The organism is Burkholderia sp. BCC0419 (assembly GCF_902830285.1).
Lineage (GTDB): Bacteria > Pseudomonadota > Gammaproteobacteria > Burkholderiales > Burkholderiaceae > Burkholderia.
In genome coordinates this window covers 2,026,535-2,052,063 of the sequence record NZ_CADESR010000001.1, presented here as the reverse complement: position 1 = coordinate 2,052,063, position 25,529 = coordinate 2,026,535, and the positions used below count along the sequence as shown (strand labels likewise).

Below are 25,529 nucleotides of genomic sequence, written 5' to 3'. Positions count from 1 at the left end.
GTGCGGGAAGAGGGCGGCAAGGTCAGAACGCCTTGCGCAGGCCGAGCGCGACGCCCGCGCTGCCGGAGCGACCGGCGGCGAGCGAATAGTGCAGAAAGTTGTAGTTGTCGTTGTCGAAATCGAGCGCGGCGCGGTGCGCGTAGCCGGCCGCCAGGTACAGCGTCACCGTCTTCGACACGAAGTAGTTCAGTTGCAGCGTGACCTGCTGCGGACTGAGGGGGCGCGATGCCGGCGTTTGCGCATTCGCCGGATTCCGTGCGCGGATTTTTTCGTAATAGACGGCGCCGATCGCCTGCAGGAAATCGGTGATGCCATAACGGACGCCGACCCACCAGAACGTGAAGTTCGTCACGACCGACGGCGCGGCGATGTCGCTGTGCGCGTGCTCGACGCCGGCCAGCAGTTGCGCGCGCCCGAGCGGCACGAGCGTCGAAGCGGCGTAGCGGCGGAAATGCGCGAAGCCGCCGGGCCTCGGCGTGTGGACGTCGTCGAACGCCGCGGCGAACGAGAACGCGCTACCCGCATAGTCGAAGCCCGCGCCGTACGCGGCGTTCGACTGGAATGCGCCGGCCGTGCCGCCGAACGCATAGTGGGCCTCGAGCGTCAGCGCGCCGAGCTTCGCCAGATACTTGACGACGTTGTTCTCGCGATAGTTGATGCCGACGATCGCGCCGTCCGGCTCGTACAGCGTCGAATAGGCGCCCGTCGGTGAATAGCGCTCCATGATGTCGAACAGCGTCGTGTACTGGCGGCCGAGCCGCAGCGCGCCCCAGCGCTCGTGTTGCAGCGCGACCCACGCGGAGCGGTCGAAGCCGCCCGTGCCGGCTCCGGCGCCGTTGGTCAGGTTGATGCTGCTCTCGACGCGAAACGCCGCCTGCCAGCCGCCGCCGAGAGCCTCGACGCCCTTCAGGCCCCAGCGTGATCCGCTCTTGCCGCCCGAGGCCATCCGCGCGAGGGATGCCGACGACTTGCCGTCGGGCGCGGCCTGGCCGGTGAGAAATTCGGTGTAGACGTCGGCGACGCCGTACAGCGTGAGGCTGGTCTGCGCGCAGGCGCCGGCCGATACGAGGCCCAGTCCGCACAATGCGGACATTCGCTTGCCCATGGGGCTGTCTCCTTGTTTTGGGATTGTTGTTCGTCATGAGCGCCGCGCGGGTCGGGGCGCGCGGCGCGGCGTCGCTATCCGGGGCGGACGACGAACGGCGCGTGCCGTGCCGGGCCGCTCGCGTGCGTCGCACGACGCACGCGGACGGCGTTCGGCAGCGGGGGCCGGCGATGAGGCGTGCGCATCGTCAGCGCGCGCGTGCCCGCACGGCTGCGTCGCGCGCGAGTACGCGCGTCGCCTGCGCGACGCCTGCCGCGTCGACCATTCGGCCGTCGATGCGCAGCGCGCCGCGGCCGTTGGCGCGCGCGTCGTCGTACGCGGCGAGCACGGCGCGCGCGTCGCGCACCGCGTCGTCGTCGGGCCGGAACGCGCGGTTCAGCGCATCGACCTGCAGCGGATGGATGCAGGTCGCGCCCGCGTAGCCGAACGCCGCAGAGGTGCGCGCGATGCGCTCGAATGCATCGAGGTCGCGCAGTTCGTCGAGGCCGCCGAGCAGGCCGAGCGGCAGGATGCCGGCCGCGCGCGCGGCGATGATCAGCAACTGCTTCGGCACGCGCAGCACGTCGGCGCCGGTGCCGCTTTCGCAGTTCAACGCGAAGTCGGCGCCGCCGAGCATCATCGCGACGACGCGCGGCGACGCGCGCGGGATCCGGTCCATCGCCTGGAACGCACGCGGCGTTTCGATGATCGCGACGATGCGGGTGCTGCCGGGCGCGGCGCCGGCTTCATCCTCGAGCGTGGCCAGCAGTTCGTCGATCGCCTCGACATGCGAGCCGCCGCGCACCTTCGGCAGCACGATGCCGTGCACGCCCGCCTGCACGGCCGCACGCAGGTCCGGCACCAGCAGGTCGAGCGGGCCGTTGGCGCGGACCAGCACGTCGCGGCCGGCGGCGCGCAGCCTCGGCACGGCGTCGGCGAGGCCGTCGCGGGCGTCGTGCTTGCACGCGAACGGGACGCTGTCTTCCAGGTCGAGGATCAGCGCATCGGCTGCGCTGGTCGCGGCCTTCTCGACGAAGCGGGGGACGTGGGCAGGGACGTAGAGAAGCGAGCGCCAGACCGGTTGGGAAGAGGAATTCATCGTTGTTCTCTGAAAATGAAAGTCACTTTTATTTTTGTGATCGATGGGCCCATTCGTCAAGATTATCGTTAACGCCTATATTTAAGAGAAATTGAAAGAAGATGAACGAATGACGTTGTGCGAATTCATGTTGATGTCACGGCCGTCCTGCGTATAATGAAAGTCACTTTCATTTTTAGATGGGCTCCGGGTGCGCCGTTCACGCCGCCCGGCCCAGCGCGAGGCGGACATGAGCAAGGTGGAGACGAGCAATCAGGCAGAAGGCGGCGTGGCCGCGGTCAATCGCGCGCTGACCGCGCTGCTGGCCTTCTCCGGCGCGCCCGGCGGGCTGATGCTCGCGCAGGTCAGCGACGTGACGGGGCTCAACATGAGCACGCTGCTGCGGATGTTCGAATCCCTCGAACAGTTCCGTTTCATCAAGCGTCTGCCCGACGGGCGCTACGTGCTGGGGCCGGCCGTCTTCCAGCTCGGCGTGATGTACCGCGAGTCGTTCCAGTTGCGCGAGCACGTGATGCCGATCCTGTCGACGCTGTCGGCGCAGACCGGCGAGACCGCCGCGCTCTACGTGCGCGAAGGCGACCAGCGCGTCTGCCTGTTCCGCATCCAGGCGCAGCGCGCGGTGAGCACGCATCTGCGCGAAGGCGACCGCTTTGCGCTCGACGTCGGCGCGGCGGGGCGCGTGCTGCTCGCGTTTTCCGGCACGCGCGGCGGCGAGTACGAGAAGACGGCCGAGCAGGGCTATGCGGTGTCGATTGCCGAGCGCGATCCGGAGAGCGCGGCGATCGCGTGCCCGGCGTTCGGCGTCGGCCGCGTGCTGAGCGGGGCGATCTCGCTCGGCGTGCCGCGCTATCGCTTCAACAAGAAAGTGCTGGCCGATTACCTGCCCCATGTGCAGGCTGCCGCCGCCGAGCTGACGCACGCGCTCGGCGGCGATCTGCCCGCGACGGGCGCGGCGTTTCCCGCAACCGACCAGCTTGGTGTGCTGTTCGAGTAGCGCCGGCGCGCGGCGCGCGCATCCGTGACCCACCGACCGATAACTACCAGGAGACATCATGTCCGTACCCGACCCGCAGGCCGCGCGCGCGGCCGGCGCGCATCGTCGCGCGCCCACCGGCCCGATCCATCCGAAATCGTTCGATGCTGACGCCGCCGGGCCGCTGTCCGGCGTGCGCGTGGTCGATCTGTCGCGGCTGATGGCCGGCAACATGCTGAGCGTGCAGCTGGCCGACTTCGGCGCGGACGTCGTGAAGGTCGAAAGCGAGCGCGGCGATACGCTGCGCGCGGTCGGCGCGGGCGGCATCAGCACGAACTGGAAGGTGTACGGACGCAACAAGCGCAGTGTGTGCGTCGATCTGCGCACGCCGGAGGGCGTCGACATCGTGCGCCGGCTGGTGCGCGACGCGGACGTGTTCGTCGAAAGCTTCAAGCCCGGCGTCGCGGAGCGGATGGGGCTCGGCCCCGACGACCTGCTCGCGATCCGCCCGGAACTGGTGATCGCGCGGATTTCCGGCTGGGGGCAGACCGGGCCGTATCGCCACAAGCCGGGCTTCGGCACGCTCGCCGAAGGCTATGCGGGCTTCGCGGCGATCAACGGGTTCGCCGATCGCGAGCCGGTGCTTCCGCCGATGTTTCTCGCCGACATGACGGCCGGGATGTCCGGCGCGCTCGCCGTGCTGGTCGCGCTGCATGCGCGCGGCGCGCGGCGTGCGGCCGGGCAGGTGATCGACGTGTCGCTGTTCGAGCCGCTGTTGTCGATCCTCGGGCCGGCCGCGGCGAACTACGTGATGACCGGCGAGATCAAGCCGCGCACCGGCAGCCGCTCGACGAACACCGCGCCGCGCAATGCGTATCGCACCCGTGACGGTAAATGGCTGTGCCTGTCGAGTTCGACGCAGGCGATGGCCGAGCGGCTGTTCCGCGCGATCGGCCGCGCGGACCTGATCGACGATCCGCGCTATGCGACCAACGTGCTGCGCGTGCGGCACGCGGAAGCGCTCGACGCGATCGTCGGCGAATTCATCGCCGCGCGTGATCTCGACGCCAATCTCGCGTTCTTCGAGGAAGCGGGCGTGACGGTCGGGCCGATCCAGGACATCGCGCAGATCGTCGCGGATCGCTACGTGATCGAGCGCGAGGCGCTGGTCGAGCTGCCCGACGACGACGTCGGCAGCCTGCCGATGCACAACGTCACGCCGCGCCTGTCGGGCACGCCCGGCGCCTTCCGCCGGCCCGCGCCCGCGCTCGGCGAACACAACCGCGAGATCCTGCAGCCGCTGCTCGGCGAGCACGAATACGCGCGACTCGCCGCGCTGGGCGTGATCCGTTCGCGGTGAGCGGGCCGCGCACCGGCAGAGACCGGATGCACCGGACATCGGAGGAGACACCATGAATCCGCGTTGGACCCATCGCCCCGCCGGCTCGAACTGGGGCGATTTCGGCCCGGACGACCAGAAGGGGCGCCTGAACTGGCTGACGCCGGACGCCGTGCTGCGCGGCGTCGCGGAAGTGCACGAAGGCCGCGTGTTTTCGCTGAGCCTGCCGCTCGACGTGCCGCGCGGCGGCGGACTGAATGCGCGGCGTCGGCCACCTGCGATCATGCCGGCGCTGCTGGGCGACAAGCCGTACTTCGGCTATCGCGCCGACGAACAGGTGGCGAACGCCACCGACGTGGTCTGCGACGACGCGTTCTGCCTGCATTCGCAGTTCTCGACGCAATGGGACGCGCTGTCGCACGTCGGCTCGCTGTTCGATCCGGCGGGCGACGGTGAAACGGCCCGTGTGTTCTACAACGGCTACCGGATGGACGAGCATATCCGCGTGCCGGAGGCGGGTGCCGCGGAGGGCGGCGCGCGGGCGCTCGGTATCGAGGTGATGGCGCGCACCGGCGTGCAGGGGCGCGGCGTGATGGTCGACCTGCGCCGCCACTTCGGCGACGCACCGCGCAAGATCGGCTTCGACGACTGGATGGCGGTGCTGCGCGCGGACGGCGTGCGCGTCGAGCGCGGCGATATCGTCTGCGTGCACACGGGCTTCGCCGAACTTTTGCTGGCCGCCGCCACGCGCGGCGAGACCGGTGCGCCGCACGCATGCTGCGTGCTGGACGGCGCCGACGAACGTCTGCTGAACTGGATCGACGCGTCGGGGCTCGCCGCGCTCGCGGCTGACAACCACGCGGTCGAGGAGCGCCCGCGCGACGCGCAGCCGCTCGCGCAACCGGGTGCGCTGATGCCGCTGCACGAGCTGTGCCTGTTCAAGCTCGGCATCCATCTCGGCGAACTATGGCACCTGACGCCGCTCGCGGACTGGCTGCACGAACACCGCCGCAGCCGCTTCCTGCTGACGGCGCCGCCGCTGCATCTGCGCGGGCTCGTCGGCTCGCCGGTCAATCCGGTCGCCACCGTGTGATTGCCTGCCGCGCGGCCCGCGCCGCGCGCTGATCGACGTCCCGCGCGCCGCGCGGGCGGACTACCGAGGACACGCCATGTCTGACTCTGTTGCGGCATCGCTCGCCGCGCGCATCGACCGCCTGCCCGCGACGGCCGGCATCTGGAAGCTCGTGCTGTTCCTGAGCGTGGGCGGCTTTTTCGAGGTCTACGACCTGTTCCAGATGACCTATCTGCCGCCCGGGCTGATCCGCGACGGCATCTTTCACACCGGCGCACGCGGCGTGCTCGGCATGTCGGACCAGGGCGCGCTCGGCGCGGCGACGTTCATCGGGCTGTTCGTCGGCGAGATGTTCGTGTCGCGCCTGGCGGACCGCTACGGGCGCCGCGCGTTGTTTACCGGCGCGCTGCTGCTCTATACCGTCGCGAGCCTGGCGATGTGTGTGCAGTCGAGCGCGATCGGCGTGCTCGTGTGCCGCTTCGTCGCGGGCTGCGGCGTCGGCGCGGAGCTGATCACGATCGGCGCGTTCCTGACCGAGCTGGTGCCGAAGGCGGTGCGTGGCCGCGCGTTCGCCGTCTGCTTCGCCGTCGGGTATCTGGCCATGCCGGTGCTCGCGTTCGTATCGTGGCTCTGGGTGCCGCACGATCCGCTCGGCTGGTCCGGATGGCGCTGGGTCGTGCTGCTCGGCGGAAGCGGCGCGGTGGTCGTCTGGTGGCTGCAGGCGCGCCTGCCCGAGTCGCCGCGCTGGCTGGTCGGCGTGGGCCGCGAAGCAGAGGCCGAGCGGATCGTGGCGCAACTCGAACAGATCGCGGCGCGCGAATCGGGGCGGCCGCTGCCGGCGGTCCGGCCACCGGCCGCCGCCGTGCAACCCGCGCGGCGCGTGCCGTCGATGTGGGACGCACGGCACCGCGGCCGCACCGCGATGCTGATCGCGTTCAACGGGTTCCTGAGCATCGGCTTCTTCGGTTTCAGCCAATGGCTGCCGACGCTGCTCGCCGCGCAGGGCGCGACCGTCGCGAAGAGCCTCGGCTATGCGTTCGTGATCGCGTTCGCGTATCCGGTGTCGCCGCTCGTCGCCGGCCTGCTCGCGGACCGCATCGAGCGCAAGTGGTTGATCGTCGCGTCGGCGTTCGGCGTCGCGCTGTTCGGCAGCGCGTTCGCGATGTCGGCGCAAGCGCCGTTCGTGATCGCATTCGGCCTGCTCGTCACGCTGGCGAGCACGGTGCTCGCGAGCAACGGTACCGCGTACCAGTCGGAACTGTTTCCGACCGCAATTCGCGGGCGGGCGCTCGGCTTCGTGCATTCGATCGGCCGGCTGACCGGCGCGGCCAGCAGTTTCATCGTCGCGGTGCTGCTCGAACGCGCGGGGGTGTCCGCGGTGTTCGCGCTGATCGGCGGCAGCATGCTGATCGTGATGCTGGCGATCGGCGCGTTCGGGCCGCGCACCAACAACCGGTCGCTCGACGATATCCCGGACGAGGAAGCCGATGCGGCCGTGGCGAAACGGCCGGCAAGCACGCTCGACGCGCTGCCGACGCGCCGTTCGTGACGGCGTCCGTGCGATGGCGTAGCGGCGCCTACGCGCTCATCGCCAGCGCAGTCGCGCCGACGTGCCACCGCAAGCATTCGACGACGAGCGCGTGATCGCGTTCGGAGCCGAGCCCCGCGATCGTCATCGCGCCGACGATGCCGGCCCCCGCGATCCGCAACGGCACGCCGCCGCCGTCGAGCGCGTAGTCGTCGTCCGACAGGCCCTGCGAGCGCAGCGACCAGCCGGCACGCCGAAAGCACGCGCCGACCGCAAGCGAACTCTGGCCGAAACGCAGCACGGTGTTCTGCCGGCGGCGGATCGCATCGCTGTCGTGCGCGCCGCTGCCGTCGAGCGCACAGTAGAACAGCGGCGCGTGCCCGCCGACGATGCCGACCGCGATCGGCAGCCCGCGTCGCGACGCGAGGTTGACCGCGATTTCTCCGATGCGGCGCGCGACGGCCGCATTGAAGTGCGGCAGCGCCGGGTTCGACGCATCGTCGTCGCAGGCGTGGGGTTCGAGGCGAAAGGGGGGCGTCACCATGGCGGCTCCGTCGCGTTGCCGGCGCTGTACGCGCGCGCCGGGCGTCGCATCGTCGCGGGCCGCGCGCGGGCCCGTCTTCCGTTCAGTGCTTCGGCGTTTCAGCACGTCAGCGCTTCAGCGTTTCGGCGCCGCATCGAGCATCCACTCGTGCGCGGGATCGTTCTTGAACGCCCACGCGCGGCTTGGGCCCGCCATCACGTTCAGGTAGTACAGGTTGTAGCCGTGAGGCGCTACCACCGGGTGGTAGCCGCGCGGCACCATCACGACGTCGTGGTTTTCGACCGCGCACGCTTCGTCGAGGCTGCGGTCGTCCGTGTACACGCGCTGGAACGCGAAGCCCTGCGGCGGATCGATCCGGTGATAGTAGGTTTCCTCGAGCGAGGTTTCGTCGGGCGCGGCGTCGCGGTCGTGCTTGTGCGGCGGATAGCTGCTCGAATGGCTGGCCGGCGTGACGACTTCGACGACGAGCAGCCGGTCGGCGGCCGGGTTGTCGCCCATCAGGATGTCGCAGACGTAGCGCGTGTTGGTGCCTTGCCCGCGTACCGAGCGGCGCATCCGCTCGCCATCGAGGCGCTGCACGCGCTTGTTGCCGCTCGCGTACGGCGCGGTGCACAGCGCGACTTCCGCATCGCGCGTCGCGACCAGCGTGACGGTCTTGCCGCCCGGCACGTACAGCGCGTCGGGAGACACATCCTCGAACACGCTGTCGCGCTTGCCGAGCGCATCGTAGGTTTCGCCGTCGACTTCGGCGCGCACCGTGCCCGTCAGCACAACGACGCACAGCTCGCGCGTGCCGGTGTCGAGCGTCTCGGCGTCGCCGGCCTTCAGCCGCAGCGCGCGAAAGCCGACATGCTTCCAGCCGGCCGATTCGGGCGTGACGTTGCAGATTTCGCGGTCGGCGGATGCCTTGACCAGCAGGGGAGAAATCGTCATGAGTGGGTCTCCGCAATAGGGTAGGGCGCGAACGCTCAGGCGCTTGCGCGCGTGCTTACGCGCTCAACCGGTCGACGATCGCGCGCAGCGACTCGTAGCCCTTCTTCGCATATGCATAGCTCGGCGCGACGGCCGGATCCTGCTCGGCCTCGACGACGAGCCAGCCTTCGTAGCCGGCGTCCTTCAGCGTGCGCAGCGTCGCGTCGTAGTCGAGCGCGCCGTCGCCCGGCACCGTGAAGGTGCCGTTGATCACGCCGTTCAGGAAGCTCCAGCCGTCGTTGCGCGCCTGGTTCACGACCTGCGGCCGCACGTCCTTGCAATGCACGTGCGCCACGCGCGATACGTGCTTCTTCAGCAGCGTCACCGGGTCGGCCGCGCCGCCGAAATACGCATGGCCGGTGTCGAACAGCAGGAACACCTTCGCGGGATCGGTCAGCGCCATCAGCCGGTCGACGTCGTCCGGCGATTCGACGTACGCGCCCATGTGGTGATGGTAGGCGAGCTTGATTCCGTAGGTGTCGAGCAGGTGCGCACCGAACGCGTCGAGGCGCGCCGCATAGCGCCGCCAGGCTTCGTCGTCGACGAAACGCGGCCGCTTCGCGACCGGCATGTCGATGCTGCCCTGGATCGTGCCCGCGCATTCGCCGTACACGACCACCTTCACGTCGTTGAATTGCAGCTTCGTCATGTGCGTGCGGCAGCGCTCGATTTCCGCCGCGACCGCATCGGCGTCGGTCATGCCCGGCGCGACTTCCGCGAGGAAGCCCGAATACCAGCCCGATACGCACACGAGCCCGAATTCGGTGAGCTTCGCCTTCAGTTCGGGGCCGGTCTTCGGAAACTTGTTGCCGAGCTCGAAGCCCGTATAGCCGATTTCGGCGCCTTCCTTCAGCGCCGTTTCGAGCGGCGTTTCGCCGCCGAGCGACGGCAGGTCGTCGTTCATCCACGACAGGGGGTTGATACCGATGCGGACGTTCCAGCTCATGGCGTGCTTCCTGGGTTCGAATGTTGTTGTGTCGGCGCGGCCGATGGAAAGGGCGGGCGGATCAGCGCCGCTGGCGGGTCTTCGCGTCGAGATACGCGTGGTGCGCGTCCACGACACCGGCGCGTTCGGACACCTGCGGCACCGCGACTTCCCACCATGCGCCGCCGTCGTCGGTGGTGCGATGGTGCGTGGTGTCGATCACGAGCACCTGGCTCGTCGTCGCTGCACGCGCGCGCTTCATTTCGTGGCGCAACTCGCCGACGTCGCGCACGTGCACGGCTTCGGCGCCCATCGAGCGCGCATGCATCGCGAAGTCGATCGTCGAGCGTTCGCCGCCTGCGGGCACGCAGTCGTCGAGCATGTTGTTGAAGCTCGCGCCGCCGCAATTGAGTTGCAGCCGCTCGATGCAGCCGTAGCCGCGGTTGTCGAGGATCACGACGATGAGCTTGCGGCCGAGCATCACGGAGGTCGCGAGCTCCGCGTTGAGCATCATGTACGAGCCGTCGCCGACGATCACGATCACTTCGCGCTCGGGCCGCGCGAGCTTCGCGCCGAGACCACCCGCAACCTCGTAGCCCATGCACGAATACGCATAGTCCATGTGGTAGTTGCCCGGCACGCCGCTGCGCCACAGCTTGTGCAGTTCGGCCGGCAGCGTGCCGGCCGCGCAGACGACGACATCGTCGCGCGCGCTGTCGCGCCCCGCGTCGGCCGCGGAGTCGCGCACCGCGCCGATCACTTCCGCGTCGTACGGCAGCGTGTCCTTAGGAATCCGTGTGGTCAGCTCCGTCACACGCGCGTTCCATGCGGCGGCCTGGTCGCGGTTCGCGGCGGTCCACGCCGGGTCGGCGCGCCAGCCGGCCAGCGCGGCCGACAGCTGGCCGAGGCCCGTGCGCGCATCGGCCACCAGTTGCCGGCCGCGTTTCTTGCCCGCGTCGAACGGCTGCACGTTCAGGCTCAACAGCGTCGCGTCGCCGTAGAGCGCGTGCGAGCCGGTCGTGAAGTCCTGCAGCCGCGTGCCGACCGCGAACACGACGTCGGCCTGCGCGGCCGCGCGGTTCGCGGCGGGCGAGCCCGTCACGCCGATCGACCCGAGGTTCAGCGGGTGATCCCACGCGAGGCTGCCCTTGCCGGCCTGCGATTCGGCCACCGGCACGCCGTGCGTGTCGGCGAACGTGCGCAGCGCGTCCCACGCCTGGCTGTACAGCACGCCGCCGCCGGCGACGATCAGCGGCTTCTGCGCGGCCTTCAGCACGTCGAGCGCGTCGGCGAGTTCGAGCGCGTCGGCCGGCGGCCGGCGCATCCGGATCACCGGCGGTGCGAAGAAATCCTCGGGCCAGTCGTACGCGAAGGTCTGCACGTCCTGCGGCAGCGCGAGGCACACGGGGCCGCACTGCGCGGGATCGGTCATCACCTGGATCGCGCGCGGCAGCGCGACGAGCAGTTGCTCGGGCGACGTGATGCGGTCGAAATAGCGCGTCACGGGCCGGAAGCAGTCGTTCGCGCTGACGTCGCCCTGTTCGAAATCCTCGACCTGCTGCAGCACCGGGTCGGGCAGCCGCGACACGAACACGTCGCCGGGCAGCAGCAGCAGCGGCAAGCGGCCGACGTGCGCGAGCGCGGCGGAGGTGAGCATGTTGGTCGCGCCGGGGCCGATGCTCGACGTCGCGGCCATCATCCGCTGGCGGAAATGCGCTTTTGCGAACGCGACGGCCGCGTTGGCCATCCCTTGCTCGTTGTGCGCGCGGAATGTCGGCAGCCGGTCCTTCTCCGCATGCAGCGCTTCGCCGAGCCCGGCCACGTTGCCGTGGCCGAAGATCGCGAACACGCCGCCGCAGTACGGCAGGATCTCGGTGCGGCCGTCGGGCTGGACGACTTCGGCGCGCAGGGCGGCCAGGTAGCGCACGAGCGCCTGGCTGACGGTCAGTCTTACGGTGGTGGTCATCGTCGGTCGATAGAGAGAAGTCGGGTGGTCGTCACAGGCATCGGCATCAGGCCGCGGCGGCGCGCGCGGCGGTACGTCGGCCCAGCCACGCGTCGACCAGTTGCGCGAAGTTGCCGGCCACTTCGTCGATCAGCGCCTGATCGTCGATCCGGCCCGCGAACCAGTTCAGCGACGCATCGGCCCACAGCGTGCGCCCGACCATGAAGCCCTTGACGATCGGGTTGGTCGCCGAGCGGAAGCTGTCGACGAGGTATTGCAGCGGCTGGTTCAGCCCGAGGATCACCGCGCCGCGGCAATGCGGGTCGCGCTCGGCGATCAGCGCGGCGAGCCGCGCCCAGCCGTCGGCGCTCAGCGGCGTGAGCTTCCACCATTCGGGCTTCACGCCGAGGTTGTAGAAGCGCGCGACCGTGCGCAGCACCGCGTCGTCCTCGGTGCCGGCCGGCGTGACCGCGCGCGGCGGAATCATTTCCAGCAGCAGCTCGTTGCCGCTCGCGCGCGTGGCTTCCCACAGTTCCAGCACGCGCTGCTCCTGCTCGACGCGCAGGTCGACGTTGTCGTCGGGGTGATAGTGAACGAGGCACTTCACGACCTGTTCGGTCGGCCAGTGCGTGAGCGACGAGCCGACCGAACGCGTCTCGTCGAACCGCAGCGGCCGCGAGCCCGGCAGCTCGACCGGGCGGCCGACCCACCAGCCGCGCCCGGTGGCCGACGCGAGCGCGTCGCTGCCGTACGCGCCGCCGTCGATCAGCACGCCGACGTGGCCGGCGATCCCGCGCTCGCGTTCGACCTGTTCGACCGCGCGCACGAGCAGGCGCTTCAGCGTCTTGATCCGCGCTTCGTCCGCGCCGGCCTGCACCGCGAGCTCGTAGAACTGGCTGCGATGGTCGAACGCCATCACGCACAGGTCGTCCCATTCGCGGCGCGGCACCGTCACGCGATGCAGGTGCGCGAGCGTGCGGTCGGCATCGACCGCCGGATTGCGGCTGCCGTCGAACCAGTGCGCGAGTTCGGCCGGCGTCGGCATCGCGGCCGAGCATGCATGGCGCGACACGACGATCGCGCCGCACGCGTTCGCGACGCGCGTCGCTTCGGCCCAGTCGCGCCCGCACAGCAGCCCCGACAGCAGGCCCGACAGGAACGCGTCGCCCGCGCCGAGCACGTTGAGTACCTCGACGCGTTCGCCGAGGAAGGTCGGCGCGTCTTCGATGCGCGCGGGAATGTCGCCTTCGATCACGCAGCAGCCGAGCGCGCCGCGCTTGACGACCAGCGTCGCGTTCGTGATCGCGCGTACCGCCTGCAACGACCCGATCAAATCATGCGGCACGCCGCCCGCGATCAGGAATTCCTCCTCGGTGCCGACCAGCAGGTCGAATTCGCCGAGCGCCTGTTGCAGCTGCCGCGTCACCTGCGCGTCGGGCACGTAGCGGTTCTCGCCCGCGCCGCGTGCGGTCAGCCCCCACAGCACCGGCCGATAGTCGATGTCCAGAATGCGGACGACCCCGTGCCGGCGCGCATACGCCAACGCAGTCAGCGACGCCTCGCGCGTGGCCGGCGTCGACAGATGCGTGCCGGTGATCGCCAGCGCGCGGCAACCGGCGATGAAGTCCTCGCTGATCTCGTCGGCGCGCACGGCCATGTCCGCGCAGTTCTCGCGCACGAACAGCAGCGGGAACGTATCGCGGTCCTTCAGCCCGAGCAGCACCAGCGCGGTGAGGCGCTCGCGGTCGGTCTGCAGCTGGCTCGTGTCGCAGCCTTCGCGCTCGAGCGTCTCGCGCAGGAAGCGGCCCATCTGTTCGTCGCCGACGCGCGAAATCATCGCGGTCTTCAGCCCGAGCCGCGCGACGCCGAACGCGACGTTGCCCGACGAGCCGCCGAGATACATCTGGAAGCTGCGCGCGTCCTCGAGGCGGCTGCCGTACTGCTGCGCATAGAGATCCACGGCCACGCGGCCGAGGCAGGCGAGATCGATGGGGCGGTCACTCGGAAAGTTCAGCAGGCTCATATCACGTGTCACGCTCGCGGCCGGCGTTCGGCGCTGCCGGCAGATTAGGGGACCGATCCGGCGGCGGGTGTCCGCAGCATGTGCTGCACGACGCGAGGCTGCCTGCCGCCGGGATTCGGGCTACGGAACGGAGTCTAGACTTTTTGGAAATCCAGTTCCCTAGGTGAAATCACGTAGAAATAAATTTCCAAATTTTCGAGGAAGTGATCTACAGTTTCATCCGGATGCTTCAGTCCCGATCGGACCAGATCGGACTCGGCCCGGCGGCGCGCAACGCGCCGTCTTCCGCCCCCGGAGATGAGGAGACAGATTGATCATGAAGACCCAGCTGATGGCCGTCGCGGCCGCCGCGATCCTGGCTGCGCCGCTCGCGCATGCCGAGAAGATCGGCGTGACGATGGCATCGTTCGACGACACATTCCTGACCATCCTGCGCAACAGCATCGCCGATTCGGCGAAGAAGGACGGCGCGACGGTGCAGATCGAGGACGGCGGCAACGACGTCGGCAAGCAGTTGAGCCAGGTCCAGAACATGATCGCGCAGAAGGTCGACGCGATCATCGTGAATCCGGTCGATACCGACGCGACGCCGAAGATCACGAAGATGGTGACCGCGGCGAAGATCCCGCTCATCTACGTGAACCGCAAGCCGGTCGATTTCGACAAGCTGCCGGCCGGCGTCGCGGTCGTCGCCTCCGACGAAAAGCAGTCGGGCACGCTGCAGGCGCGCCAGGTGTGCAAGCTGCTCGGCGGCAAGGGCGACATCCTCGTGCTGATGGGCGAGCTGTCCAACGAATCGGCGCGCGCCCGCACCAAGGACATCGAGGACGTGATCGCGACGAAGGATTGCGCGGGCATGAAGATCGTCGACAAGCGCGAAGGCAAGTGGAGCCGCACGCAGGGCCAGGACATCACGATGAACTGGCTGAGCTCCGGGACCAGGTTCGACGCGATCGTGTCGAACAACGACGAGATGGCGATCGGCGCGATCAACGCGCTGAAGGCCGCGCGCAAGCTGACGCCGAAGACGATCGTCGCGGGCATCGACGCGACGCCGGACGGCCTCGCGGCGATGAAGGCCGGCGAGCTGAAGGTGTCGGTCTACCAGAACGCGACCGGGCAGGGCGCGCAGGCGGTGGCCGCGGCGCTCAAGCTCGCGAAGAAGCAGCCCGTCGATCGCTACGTGAACGTGCCGTTCGAGCTCGTGACGCCCGACAACATGAACCAGTACGCGAAGCACTGACCGGTGTCCCGTTGAACTGCGCGGGCCCGGCACGGCCGGGTTCGCGCGCGACTTGTCGAGGAACGTCCATGTTTACAGCCAGGATCGCGCGCCCGATGGCCGGCGGCGACGCGCCGGCCGCTTCGTCCGGGGCGGCCGGCTCGTCCGGTTCGCCGCCTTCTTCCGTAGCCGACTGCGTGCTCGAGGTGCGCGGCGTCGGCAAGTCCTTTCCCGGCGTCGTCGCGCTCGACGGCGTGCAGTTCCGCGTGCGCCGCGGCACCGTTCATGCGCTGATGGGCGAGAACGGCGCCGGCAAGTCCACGCTGATGAAGATCATCGCGGGCGTCTACACGCCCGACCAGGGCGAAATCCTGATCAACGGCGAGCCGGTCGTGCTGAACGGCCCGCTCGATGCGCTCGACCGCGGCATCGCGATGATCCATCAGGAGCTCAACCTGATGCCGTACATGACGGTCGCGGAGAACATCTGGATCCGCCGCGAACCGAAGAACCGCTTCGGCCTGATCGATCACGCCGAGCTGCGCCGCCGCACGGCCGCGCTGTTCGAGCGGCTGTCGATCGACATCGATCCGGAAACCGACGTGCGCACGCTGACGGTCGCGAGCCGCCAGATGGTCGAGATCGCGAAGGCCGTGTCGTTCGACTCGGACGTGCTGATCATGGACGAGCCCACCTCCGCGCTGACCGACAAGGAAGTCACGCACCTGTTCCGGATCATTCGCCAGCTGCGCGAGCAGGGCAAGGGCATCGTCTACATCACGCACAAGATGAACGAGCTGTTCGAGATCGCCGACGAGTTCTCGGTGTTCCGCGACGGCAAGTACATCGGCACGCATGCGTCGAGCGACGTCACGCGCGACGACATCATCCGCATGATGGTCGGGCGCGAGATCACGCAGATGTTCCCGAAGGAGGAGGTGCCGATCGGCGACGTCGTGCTGTCGGTGAAGGATCTGTGCGTCGACGGCGTGTTCCGCGACGTGAGCTTCGAGCTGCGCGCGGGCGAGATCCTCGGCGTCGCGGGCCTCGTCGGCTCGGGGCGCTCGAACGTCGCGGAGGCGCTGTTCGGCGTCGTGCCGGCCACGTCGGGCGAGATCCGCATCGACGGCAAGCCGGTGCGGATCGCGACGCCCGCGCAGGCGATGAAGCACGGGATGGCGTTCCTCACCGAGGATCGCAAGGATTCCGGCTGCTTCCTGAATCTCGACCTGCTCGCGAACATGGAAGCGGCGGTGCTCAGCAACCGCTACGTGAAGTTCAATTTCGTGCAGCAGGCGCAGTTGAAGCGCGACTGCGAGGAAATGAGCCGGATGCTGCGCGTGAAGTCGCCCGGGCTGCACGAGGCTATCCAGAACCTGTCGGGCGGCAACCAGCAGAAGGTGCTGATCGGCCGCTGGCTGCTCACGCAGCCGCGCATCCTGATCCTCGACGAACCGACGCGCGGCATCGACGTCGGCGCGAAGGCCGAGATTCACCGGCTCGTCAGCGCGCTCGCCGGCAAGGGCGTCGCGGTGCTGATGATCTCGTCGGAAATGCCGGAAGTGCTGGGGATGAGCGATCGCGTGATGGTGATGCACGAAGGGCGCATGACCGGCATCGTCGATCGCAAGGACGCCGACCAGGTCCGCATCATGGATCTCGCGTCGCGCTGACCCGAAACAAGAGTGGAGACAACTGAAATGGGCAACCTGAACCCGGTCGCGGATGCGCAGACCATGACACTCAAGTCGCGGCATACGAAGTGGCCGCCCGAACTGAGCATCTTCCTCGTGCTGGTCGGCATCAGCCTGTTCTTCGAGATCGTCGGCTGGATCGTCGTCGGCCAGAGCTTCCTGTTCAATGCCGAGCGGCTCGAGATCATCGTGCTGCAGATGGCCGTGATCGGCATCATCGCGGTCGGCGTGAACCTCGTGATCATCACCAGCGGGATCGACCTGTCGTCGGGGTCGGTCGTCGCGGCGGCCGCCGTCGTGTCGGCGAGCCTCGCGCAGGTGTCCGACTTCCCGCGCGCGGTGTTTCCGCATCTCACCGACCTGCCGATCATCTGGCCGGTGCTGGCCGGCGTGTGCGTCGGGCTGCTGGTCGGCCTGCTGAACGGCACGCTGATCGCGATGACGGGCATCCCGCCGTTCATCGCGACGCTCGGCACGATGGTCGCCGCGCGCGGCTTCGCGAAGTGGTTCACCAACGGGATGCCGGTGTCGATGCTGACCGACCCGTTCGCGGCGATCGGCGCGGGCGCCAATCCGGTGATCATCTTTGTCGTGATCGCCGCGATCTTCCACGTCGTGCTGCGCTACACGCGCTTCGGCAAGTACACCTATGCGATCGGCGCGAACCGCCATGCGGCCGTCGTGTCGGGCATCAACGTCACGCGGCACCTGATCTTCGTCTATGCGATCGCGGGCCTCCTGAGCGGGATCGCCGGCACCGTGACGGCCGCGCGCGCGATCTCCGGCCAGTCGGGCATGGGCGTGATGTACGAACTCGACGCGATCGCGGCCGTCGTGATCGGCGGCACGTCGCTGTCGGGCGGCCTCGGCCGGGTGACGGGCACCGTGATCGGCGTGCTGATCCTCGGCGTGATGACGTCGGGCTTCACGTTCATCCGCATCGACGCGTATTACCAGGAGATGGTGAAGGGCGCGATCATCGTCGCGGCCGTGATCGCCGACCAGTATCGCAACAAGAAGTCGCGCCGCTGACCGATTCCACCCCTGCCGAAACCACGAAACCGCCCGGGAAGAAGATGAAGATCGCTCTGGATCCCTACATGATTCGCCACCTGCCGCTCGATCGGCTGCCGCATGCGGTGGCCGAGCTCGGCTACGACCAGATCGAGCTGTCGCCGCGCAGCGACTTTCTCGACTGGTGGGTGATGCCGCGCGCGACCCGCGAGCGCATGGCCGCGTTCCGCCAGGCGATGCGCGCGAGCGGCGTCGGCCTCGCGTCGTTGCAGCCGATGTACCGCTGGGCCAGCCCGTTCGAGGACGAGCGGCAATGGGCCGTGCGCTGCTGGCAGAAGGCGATCGAGGTCGCGGTCGAGATGGAGTGTCCGCTGATGGTGTCGGAGTTCGGGCGCGGCGCGTCGCCGGAGCGCTCGGTCGGCGAGCGGCCGGGCGCGAACCCGAAGGAGCTGTGCGAAGCCGCGTGGTTCCGGTCGATGGACGTGCTGCTGCCGATCCTCGAGCGCGAACGCATCGTGCTGTCGGTCGAGCCGCATCCGGAGGACTGGATCGAGCAGTTGCAGCCGGCGATCGACATCGTCACGAACCTCGGCTCGCCGTCGCTGAAGCTGTCGTATATCGCGCCGCACACGTTCTATTACGGCGACGACATGGCCGCGATGATCGCGCAGGCCGCACCGATCCTCGCGCACGTGCGCGTGGCCGACACCTTCGACCACCGCAAGAGCAGCCAGCTGCGCTACATCGTGAACCCGCCCGGCTCGAACCAGATCCGCGTGCACCAGCATCTCGACATCGGGCAGGGCGAGATCGACTGGGACGTGTTTTTCCGCGCGCTCGGCGCGGCCGGCTTCGACGGCGTGATGTCGTCGTGCGTGTTCGCGTGGGAGGACCGCGCGGAAGCCTCGTCGCGCTACATGCGCGACACGATCCAGCGCTACGTCGATCGCCATTTCGATCGCACCGCGCGCTGACCGATTGATGACCGATTACTGACCGGCGCGGCACGGGCCGCGCCGCTGATGAACGAACGACTGGAGACAACTGCATGACCTTGCAAATCGGCGTGATCGGCTGCGGCGCGATCGGCCAGGACCACATTCGCAGACTGACGCGCACGCTGTCCGGCGCGCGCGTCGTGGCCGTCAACGACATCGATCCGCAGCAGGCGCGCGACGCGGTGACGAAGTACGGGCTCGACGCCGAGATCTACGGCGACGGCCACGACGTGGTCGCGGCCACCGACGTGCAGGCCGTGCTCGTCACGTCGTGGGGGCCGACGCACGAAGCGTTCGTGCTCGACGCGATCGCGCACGGCAAGCCGGTGTTCTGCGAGAAGCCACTGGCCGTCACGGCCGACGGCTGCATGCGGATCGTCGAAGCCGAAGTCGCGCACGGCAAGCGGCTCGTGCAGGTCGGCTTCATGCGGCCGTACGACGAAGGCTATCGTGCGCTCAAGCGCGTGATCGACAGCGGCGAAATCGGCGCGCCGCTGATGCTGCATTGCGCGCACCGCAACCAGTCGGTCGGCGAGCGCTACACGACCGACATGGCGATCACCGACACGCTGATCCACGAACTCGACGTGCTGCGCTGGCTGCTCGGCGAGGACTATGCGAATGCGCAGGTCGTCTACCCGAAGAAGACGCGCCATGCGTCCGCGCATCTCGCCGATCCGCAGATCGTGCTGCTCGAAACCGCGAGCGGCGTGCGCATCGACGTCGAGATCTTCGTGAACTGCCAGTACGGCTACGACATCCAGTGCGAGGTGGTCGGCGAGAACGGCATCGCGAAGCTGCCCGATCCGCCGGCCGTCGGGCTCAAGCAGGCGGCGCGGCAGTCGGTCGAGATCATGACCGACTGGAAGGAACGCTTCATCGCGTCGTACGACGTCGAGCTGCAGGCGTTCATCGATGGCGTGCGGCAGGGTGCGCTGACCGGGCCGTCCGCATGGGACGGCTACGCGGCGGCGGTCGCGGCCGACGCGTGCGTGCGGGCGCAGAAGAGCGGCGCGGTCGAACCGATCGCGATGGCCGACCGTCCCGCGTTCTATCGAGGCTGACCCGCGGCCGCTTGCCGCTTACTTGCCGGACTGACCGACATGACGATGAAGATTGGCTGCGCGCCGTGCTGCTGGGGCGTCGACGATGTGAAGAACCCGCACCTGCCGCCGTGGCGGCACGTGCTCGCCGAGGCCGCGCAGGCCGGCTACTCGGGCATCGAGCTCGGGCCGTACGGCTACATCCCGCTCGACCTCGACGTGGTGAGTGCCGAACTCGAACGCCAGCGCCTGAGCATTACGGCCGGCACGATCTTCGACGATCTCGTGTCGCCGGAGAACCTGCCGAACCTGCTGCGCCAGACGCGCGAGATCTGCGCGCTGATCACGCGGCTGCCGAAGCTGCCGACGCAGGGCGGCCAGCGTTACGCGGCACCGTACCTGGTCGTGATGGACTGGGGCCACGAGGAACGCGACTACGCGGCCGGCCACGGCGATCGCGCGCCGCGGCTGTCTGACGAGCGCTGGGCGCGGATGGTCGACCATATCCGGCAGATCGCGACGGTCGCGCGCGACGAGTTCGGCGTGCGTGCGGTGATCCATCCGCATGCGGGCGGCTATATCGAGTTCGCGGACGAGATCGACCGGATCGTCGCCGATATTCCGGCCGATACGGCGGGCCTGTGTCTCGACACCGGCCATCTGCATTACTCGGGCATGGACCCCGAAACGTGGCTGCGCCGCCATGCGGCGCGCCTCGACTACGTGCATTTCAAGGATATCGACGCGGCCGTGTACGACGCGGTGATGGGCGAACACATCGCGTTTTTCGCCGCCTGCGCGCGCGGCGTGATGTGCCCGATCGGCACCGGCGTGCTCGACTACCGCGCGATCCGCCAGGCGCTCGACGAGATCGGCTACGCGGGCTACATCACGATCGAGCAGGAGCGCGACCCGCGCAACGCCGGCACGAGCCTGCGCGACGTCGCCGCGAGCCGCGCGTTTCTCGCGTCGGCCGGTTTTGCATGACCCCCTGAACACGCACCTGGAACACCATCATCATGATTGACGGACAGATTCTGCTTGGACACTCGATTCGCTGGGGCATGGTCGGCGGCGGGCTCGGCAGCCAGATCGGCTACAGCCACCGGTCGGCCGCGCTGCGCGACGGCAGCTTCCAGCTGGTTGCCGGCGCATTCGACCTCGACCCCGAACGCGGCCGCCAGTTCGGCGTGAAGCTCGGCGTCGCGGCCGAGCGCTGCTATCCCGACTACGCGACGATGTTCGACGCCGAGGCGCGTCGCCCGGATGGCATCCGCGCGGTGTCGATCGCGACGCCGAACAACACGCACTTCGAGATCTGCCGCGCCGCGCTGAACGCGGGGCTGCACGTGGTCTGCGAGAAGCCGCTGTGCTTCACGACCGAGGAGGCCGAGGCGCTGCAGCGGCTGTCGGTCGACAAGAACCGGATCGTCGGTGTCGCGTACGGCTACTCGGGACACCAGATGATCGAGCAGGCGCGCGAGATGATCGCGCGCGGCGACCTTGGCGAGATCCGCATCGTACAGATGCAGTTCGCGCACGGGTTTCACAGCGAAGGCGTCGAGGCCGCGAGCGCGGCCGCGCGCTGGCGCGTCGATCCGAAGTTCGCAGGCCCGAGCTACGTGCTCGGCGATATCGGTACGCATCCGCTGTACATCTCCGAGGTGATGGCGCCGGAACTCAAGATCCGGCGGCTGATGTGTTCGCGGCAAAGCTTCGTGAAGAGCCGCGCACCGCTCGAGGACAACGCGTTCACGATCATGGAATACGACACCGGGGCGATCGGCTACGTGTGGTCGAGCGCGGTGAACGCCGGCTCGATGCACGGGCAGAAGGTGCGCGTGATCGGCTCGAAGGCGAGCGTCGAATGGTGGGACGAGCATCCGAACCAGTTGCGCTACGAAATCCAGGGGCAGCCTGCGCAGGTGCTCGATCGCGGGATGGGCTACCTGCATCCGCACGCATTGCGCGAAGACCGCATCGGCGCCGGGCATCCGGAAGGGCTGTTCGAAGCATGGTCGAACCTGTACGCGCGCTTCGCGCTCGCGATGGATGCGGCCGATCGCGGCGACGCCGCGGCGTTGAAGGCCATCCGCTTTCCGGACGTGCACGCGGGCGTCGAGGGCGTGCGCTGGGTCGAGAACTGCGTGCGTTCGGCCGATGCGGGCGGCGTGTGGGTCGACTATCGTTGAGCCATGGCTGGCCGATGCGCGGCATCGGCCGTCGGCCGGGGCGTCGGCGTTCACGTCGGTAAACGCCCTAATCTTTACGGCACGGCGGGAGCGATGGAAAATCGTTTCCAGTATCGCCGTGGAGCGTGTGCAAGTGATGATCGAGCGCGTGGGAGCGAGCAGGCGGCGCGGGCCGGGCCGCAAACGTGATTAAATTCGCCCTTCATGCATGTATCCAGTCGAGCCCCGGGCCGCGTCCGCCAGCCATGCGCACGCATCGGGGCCGTCAACTTCGCGCTATCCGATGAGTTCATCCGAGAAACCTCCCGCCACCGTCGAGCAGTTCCTGCAGCACCTGACGCAGGAGTACGACGGCCTCAGCAATCGCCTGAAGGTGATCGCTCGCCACGTGGAAACGCATCGGGACCAGCTTGGGCTGGAAGGCATCCAGTCGCTCGCGGAGGCATGCGGCGTCCAGCCGTCGGCCGTCGTGCGCTTCGCGAAGCATTTCGGCTTTTCCGGCTTCTCCGAGATGCAGCGGCTGTTCCGCGAGGGGCTCGCGCAGCAGATCGCGCCGGGGCGCGCGTACAACCTGCGGCTGCGCGACGTGATCGAAGCCGGCTCGTCGAGCCTGCAGCCTGAACAGATCGCCGACGAATTCATCAAGGGCAGCATTGCCGGGATGCAGCAGTTGCGGCAGACGCTCGATTCGCAGGCGCTCGCGCAGGCCGTGGATTTGCTCGCCGATACGCAGGCGATCTGGATCGCCGGGTCGCGGCGCGCGTTTCCGATCGCCGTGTATCTCGACTATGCGCTGCAGCATACCGACAAGCGCATCGGGCTGTTCAGCGCGCTCGGCAGCATGCATCTCGGCCAGATCCGGTCGGTGCGCGAGGGCGACGTGATGATCGCGATCTCGTTCATGCCGTACGCGGACGAGACGGTACAGGTCGCGCAGCAGGCCGCGCAGCGCGGCGCGCGGCTGATCGCGATCACCGACAGCCGGATGAGCCCGCTCGCGCGGGAGGCCGAGGTGACGCTGATGGTGCAGGAAAGCGCGACGTTCGGGTTTCGCGCGCTGACGGCCACGATGGGCCTCGCGCAGAGCCTGTTCGTCGCGCTCGCGTACCGGCTCGAGCTGTCCTATATGCCGACCGCCGACGGCGCGCACGGCACGAAAGCCGGTTGATCCCGACTGCCGGTGCGCCGCCCGCCGAACGGATCGGCGGATGGCGCACCGGCCGGCTTACTTCGCGGTCGGCATCGCGAATTCGGCGCCCTTGCCGATGCTCGACGACCAGCGCTGCATCACCGACTTCTGGCGCGTGTAGAAGCGCACGCCTTCCTCGCCGTACGCGTGCATGTCGCCGAACAGGCTCTTCTTCCAGCCGCCGAAGCCGTGCCACGCCATCGGCACCGGGATCGGCACGTTGATGCCGACCATGCCGACCTGGATGCGCCGCGCGAATTCGCGCGCGATGCCGCCGTCGCTCGTGAAGCACGACACGCCGTTGCCGAACTCGTGCGCGTTGATCAGGTCGACCGCTTCGCCGAAATCCTTCACGCGCACGCAGCCGAGCACCGGCCCGAAGATTTCTTCCTTATAGATCCGCATGTCGGGCGTCACGTGATCGAACAGCGTGCCGCCGGTGAAGAAGCCGGCCTCGCGGCCCGGCACGCGCAGCCCGCGGCCGTCGACCACCAGTTGCGCGCCTTCGTTCACGCCTTGCTCGATATAGCCTTCGATGCGCTTCAGCGCCTCGCCGGTGACGATCGGACCCATCTCGACTTCCGGCGACATCCCGTCGCCGATTACCAGCTTGCGTGCGCGTTCGGCCACGGCCGGCACGATCTTGTCGGCCACGTCGCCGACCAGCACCGCGATGCTGATCGCCATGCAGCGCTCGCCCGCGGAGCCGTATGCGGCGCCGATCAGCGCGTCGACGGCCTGCTCGATGTTCGCATCGGGCATCACGACGAGGTGGTTCTTCGCGCCGCCGAGCGCCTGCACGCGCTTGCCCGACTGCACCGCGCGCTGCTGCACGTAGGCCGCGATCGGCGTCGAGCCGACGAAGCTGACGGCCTGCACGTCCGGGTGGTCGAGGAGGGCATCGACCGCGCCCTTGTCGCCCTGCACGACGTTGAACACGCCGGCCGGCAGCCCGGACTGCGTGAGCAGGTCGGCGATGAGCAGCGCGGCCGACGGGTCGCGCTCGCTCGGCTTCAGCACGAACGTGTTGCCCGTCGCGATCGCGACCGGGAACATCCAGCACGGCACCATGCACGGGAAGTTGAACGGCGTGATGCCCGCGACGACGCCGAGCGGCTGGCGCATCGTCCAGTTGTCGATGCCGGTGCTGACCTGGTCGGTGAAGTCGCCCTTCAGCAGTTGCGGCACGCCGCATGCGAATTCGATGATGTCGATGCCGCGCGCGACTTCGCCCTGCGCGTCGGAGAACACCTTGCCGTGCTCGGCCGTGATGATCGCTGCCAGCGTATCGCGGTGCTCGTTCATCAGTTGCAGGAAGCGGTGCAGCACGCGCGCGCGGCGGATCGGCGGCGTCGCGGCCCAGGCCGGGAACGCCGCGTGGGCGGACGCGACGGCCTGCTCGACTTCGTCGTTGCCGGCCAGCGCCACGCGGCGCACCGCGCGGCCGAGCGACGGGTTGAGGACGTCCTGGAAGCGGCCGCTGCGGCCGGCGACGGGCGCGCCGTCGACATAGTGGCCGACATCGGCGTCGGACGTGTACGCGGGAACCGGATTCATCGTGTCTCCTGGGGATGAGGGGGAACAGCGCCTAGTCTAGGGAAACCGGCAGGGCCGGAGAAGGCCGCGAAACTTGATTCACTGTTCAGAATTCTGAATAATCAGTGGATGAATCAGAAAAATGTCCAGGCGCTCTGGCCGCATATCCATTCGCTGACGGTGCTGGCCGCGGCGGGCAGTTTCACGGCTGCCGCGCAGCGGCTCGGCATCAGCAAGGCCGCGATGAGCCAGCGCATCGCCGATCTCGAAAAGGCGGCCGGCGTGCCGCTCGTGCGCCGCACCACGCGCAGCGTGCGGCTCACCGACGCGGGGCAGACGCTCGTCGACAGCACGCGCGACGCGTTCGAGTCGATCGGCCAGCATTTCGCGCGCGTGAAGGATCTCGCCGGCGAGCCGCGCGGGCTGCTGCGCCTGACGGTGCCGGTCGCGCTCGGCCGCCAGCAGGTCGTGCCGCACCTGCCCGATTTCCTGCGCCAGCATCCGGGCGTCCAGATCGAGCTCGACCTGTCGGACCGCCTGCATTCGCTGACGCAGGAGGGCTTCGACCTCGCGATCCGCCATACGACCACCGCGCCGCAGACCCACGTCGCATGGAAGCTGTGCGATACGCGTTCGCTGCTGGTCGCGAGCCGCGACTATCTCGACGCGCGCGGCGCGCCGCGCCACCCGAGCGAACTCGTCGATCACAGCTGCCTGTGCTACCTGCGCGAGCACGAGCCGGCCGCGTGGAGCTTCGAGCCGGACGGCCGCCGGCGCGAGCGCGTGAGCGTGCCGGTGCGCGGCAGTTTCGCGGCGAACAACAGCGAGGCGATGCGCGAGGCCGCGCTCGGCGGGCTCGGCATCGCGCTGCTGCCGGATTTCAGCGCGCGGCGCGATCTCGACGCCGGCCGGCTCGTCGCGCTGCTCGACGGCTGGCGGCCGTCGGGCGCGTTCGGCGACCACATTTTCGCGATCCGCCCGTACAGCCCGGTCGTGCCGAGCGCGGTGCGCGCGCTCGTGCGGCACCTGCGCGAACGGCTCGCGGGCGGCTTCTCCGGCGCGTGAGCCGCGTGCCGGCGGGCGCCGGCCCCGTGGGCGGCCCGGGCAGGCGCGGCGGCGCTGCGGTAAAATCGCGGC

The 25,529-nt window shown here is 68.8% G+C and carries 21 protein-coding genes; 13 read left to right on the top strand and 8 right to left on the bottom strand.

The genetic code is table 11. The features are described from left to right. Positions 1–22: 22 nt before the first annotated feature. Together HWW87_RS09150 and HWW87_RS09145 are read right to left on the bottom strand one after the other, a co-directional pair. The gene (locus HWW87_RS09150) at positions 23–1,105 is read right to left on the bottom strand and encodes a porin (RefSeq protein WP_175820025.1); all 1,083 of its coding nucleotides are present in this window, start codon (positions 1,103–1,105) and stop codon (positions 23–25) included. Between the two features lie 187 nt (positions 1,106–1,292). Continuing rightward, positions 1,293–2,183 (bottom strand): CoA ester lyase, encoded by an 891-nt coding sequence (locus tag HWW87_RS09145; RefSeq protein WP_175820024.1) that lies wholly within the window; start codon positions 2,181–2,183, stop codon positions 1,293–1,295. 229 nt (positions 2,184–2,412) lie between these two features. Between HWW87_RS09145 and HWW87_RS09140 the strand changes: the two genes are divergently transcribed. From HWW87_RS09140 to HWW87_RS09125, 4 genes are all read left to right on the top strand, one after another. Then, entirely contained in the window at positions 2,413–3,177 is a 765-nt protein-coding gene (locus tag HWW87_RS09140; protein ID WP_175820023.1) for an IclR family transcriptional regulator, read from the top strand. Between the two features lie 58 nt (positions 3,178–3,235). Continuing rightward, positions 3,236–4,516: a CoA transferase gene (locus tag HWW87_RS09135; RefSeq protein WP_175820022.1), complete on the top strand. Its 1,281-nt coding sequence runs from the start codon at positions 3,236–3,238 to the stop codon at positions 4,514–4,516. Positions 4,517–4,568: 52 nt separating this feature from the next. Beyond that, positions 4,569–5,588, top strand: coding sequence for a cyclase family protein (locus tag HWW87_RS09130; RefSeq protein WP_175820021.1), 1,020 nt, complete (start codon positions 4,569–4,571; stop codon positions 5,586–5,588). 76 nt (positions 5,589–5,664) lie between these two features. After that, on the top strand, positions 5,665–7,116 hold the full coding sequence (locus HWW87_RS09125; RefSeq protein ID WP_175820020.1) for an MFS transporter: 1,452 nt from the start codon (positions 5,665–5,667) through the stop codon (positions 7,114–7,116). 28 nt (positions 7,117–7,144) lie between these two features. Here HWW87_RS09125 and HWW87_RS09120 read toward each other — a convergent pair whose 3' ends face one another. From HWW87_RS09120 to iolC, 5 genes are all read right to left on the bottom strand, one after another. After that, complete coding sequence (locus HWW87_RS09120; protein WP_175820019.1) at positions 7,145–7,639, bottom strand: heme-degrading domain-containing protein; 495 nt, start codon at positions 7,637–7,639, stop codon at positions 7,145–7,147. Between the two features lie 114 nt (positions 7,640–7,753). After that, entirely contained in the window at positions 7,754–8,572 is an 819-nt protein-coding gene (iolB, locus tag HWW87_RS09115) for a 5-deoxy-glucuronate isomerase (RefSeq protein ID WP_175820018.1), read from the bottom strand. A gap of 55 nt (positions 8,573–8,627) precedes the next feature. After that, entirely contained in the window at positions 8,628–9,557 is a 930-nt protein-coding gene (gene iolE, locus HWW87_RS09110; protein ID WP_175820017.1) for a myo-inosose-2 dehydratase, read from the bottom strand. Between the two features lie 61 nt (positions 9,558–9,618). Then, the gene (gene iolD / locus HWW87_RS09105) at positions 9,619–11,502 is read right to left on the bottom strand and encodes a 3D-(3,5/4)-trihydroxycyclohexane-1,2-dione acylhydrolase (decyclizing) (protein ID WP_175820016.1); all 1,884 of its coding nucleotides are present in this window, start codon (positions 11,500–11,502) and stop codon (positions 9,619–9,621) included. A gap of 46 nt (positions 11,503–11,548) precedes the next feature. Continuing rightward, positions 11,549–13,504: a 5-dehydro-2-deoxygluconokinase gene (gene iolC / locus HWW87_RS09100; protein ID WP_175820015.1), complete on the bottom strand. Its 1,956-nt coding sequence runs from the start codon at positions 13,502–13,504 to the stop codon at positions 11,549–11,551. 316 nt (positions 13,505–13,820) lie between these two features. Here iolC and HWW87_RS09095 point away from each other — a divergent pair, with 316 nt between their 5' ends. From HWW87_RS09095 to HWW87_RS09060, 8 genes are all read left to right on the top strand, one after another. Further along, positions 13,821–14,747, top strand: a complete 927-nt coding sequence (locus tag HWW87_RS09095) for a sugar ABC transporter substrate-binding protein (protein ID WP_175820014.1) — start codon at positions 13,821–13,823, stop codon at positions 14,745–14,747. 68 nt (positions 14,748–14,815) lie between these two features. Then, the gene (locus HWW87_RS09090; protein ID WP_175820013.1) at positions 14,816–16,399 is read left to right on the top strand and encodes a sugar ABC transporter ATP-binding protein; all 1,584 of its coding nucleotides are present in this window, start codon (positions 14,816–14,818) and stop codon (positions 16,397–16,399) included. 27 nt (positions 16,400–16,426) lie between these two features. After that, on the top strand, positions 16,427–17,452 hold the full coding sequence (locus HWW87_RS09085) for an ABC transporter permease (protein ID WP_175820697.1): 1,026 nt from the start codon (positions 16,427–16,429) through the stop codon (positions 17,450–17,452). 44 nt (positions 17,453–17,496) lie between these two features. Continuing rightward, positions 17,497–18,408 carry a sugar phosphate isomerase/epimerase gene (locus HWW87_RS09080; RefSeq protein WP_175820012.1) on the top strand — a complete coding sequence of 304 codons (912 nt, stop codon included), beginning with the start codon at positions 17,497–17,499 and terminating at the stop codon, positions 18,406–18,408. 74 nt (positions 18,409–18,482) lie between these two features. Continuing rightward, entirely contained in the window at positions 18,483–19,496 is a 1,014-nt protein-coding gene (locus HWW87_RS09075; RefSeq protein WP_175820011.1) for a Gfo/Idh/MocA family oxidoreductase, read from the top strand. 39 nt (positions 19,497–19,535) lie between these two features. Next, positions 19,536–20,462, top strand: a complete 927-nt coding sequence (locus HWW87_RS09070) for a TIM barrel protein (RefSeq protein ID WP_175820010.1) — start codon at positions 19,536–19,538, stop codon at positions 20,460–20,462. Positions 20,463–20,494: 32 nt separating this feature from the next. Continuing rightward, positions 20,495–21,667: a Gfo/Idh/MocA family oxidoreductase gene (locus HWW87_RS09065; RefSeq protein ID WP_175820009.1), complete on the top strand. Its 1,173-nt coding sequence runs from the start codon at positions 20,495–20,497 to the stop codon at positions 21,665–21,667. A gap of 283 nt (positions 21,668–21,950) precedes the next feature. Continuing rightward, positions 21,951–22,835 (top strand): MurR/RpiR family transcriptional regulator, encoded by an 885-nt coding sequence (locus HWW87_RS09060; protein ID WP_174432021.1) that lies wholly within the window; start codon positions 21,951–21,953, stop codon positions 22,833–22,835. A gap of 57 nt (positions 22,836–22,892) precedes the next feature. Here HWW87_RS09060 and HWW87_RS09055 read toward each other — a convergent pair whose 3' ends face one another. Continuing rightward, positions 22,893–24,413: a CoA-acylating methylmalonate-semialdehyde dehydrogenase gene (locus tag HWW87_RS09055; RefSeq protein ID WP_175820008.1), complete on the bottom strand. Its 1,521-nt coding sequence runs from the start codon at positions 24,411–24,413 to the stop codon at positions 22,893–22,895. Positions 24,414–24,521: 108 nt separating this feature from the next. Between HWW87_RS09055 and HWW87_RS09050 the strand changes: the two genes are divergently transcribed. After that, positions 24,522–25,457 carry a LysR family transcriptional regulator gene (locus HWW87_RS09050; protein ID WP_175820007.1) on the top strand — a complete coding sequence of 312 codons (936 nt, stop codon included), beginning with the start codon at positions 24,522–24,524 and terminating at the stop codon, positions 25,455–25,457. Positions 25,458–25,529 lie beyond the last annotated feature (72 nt).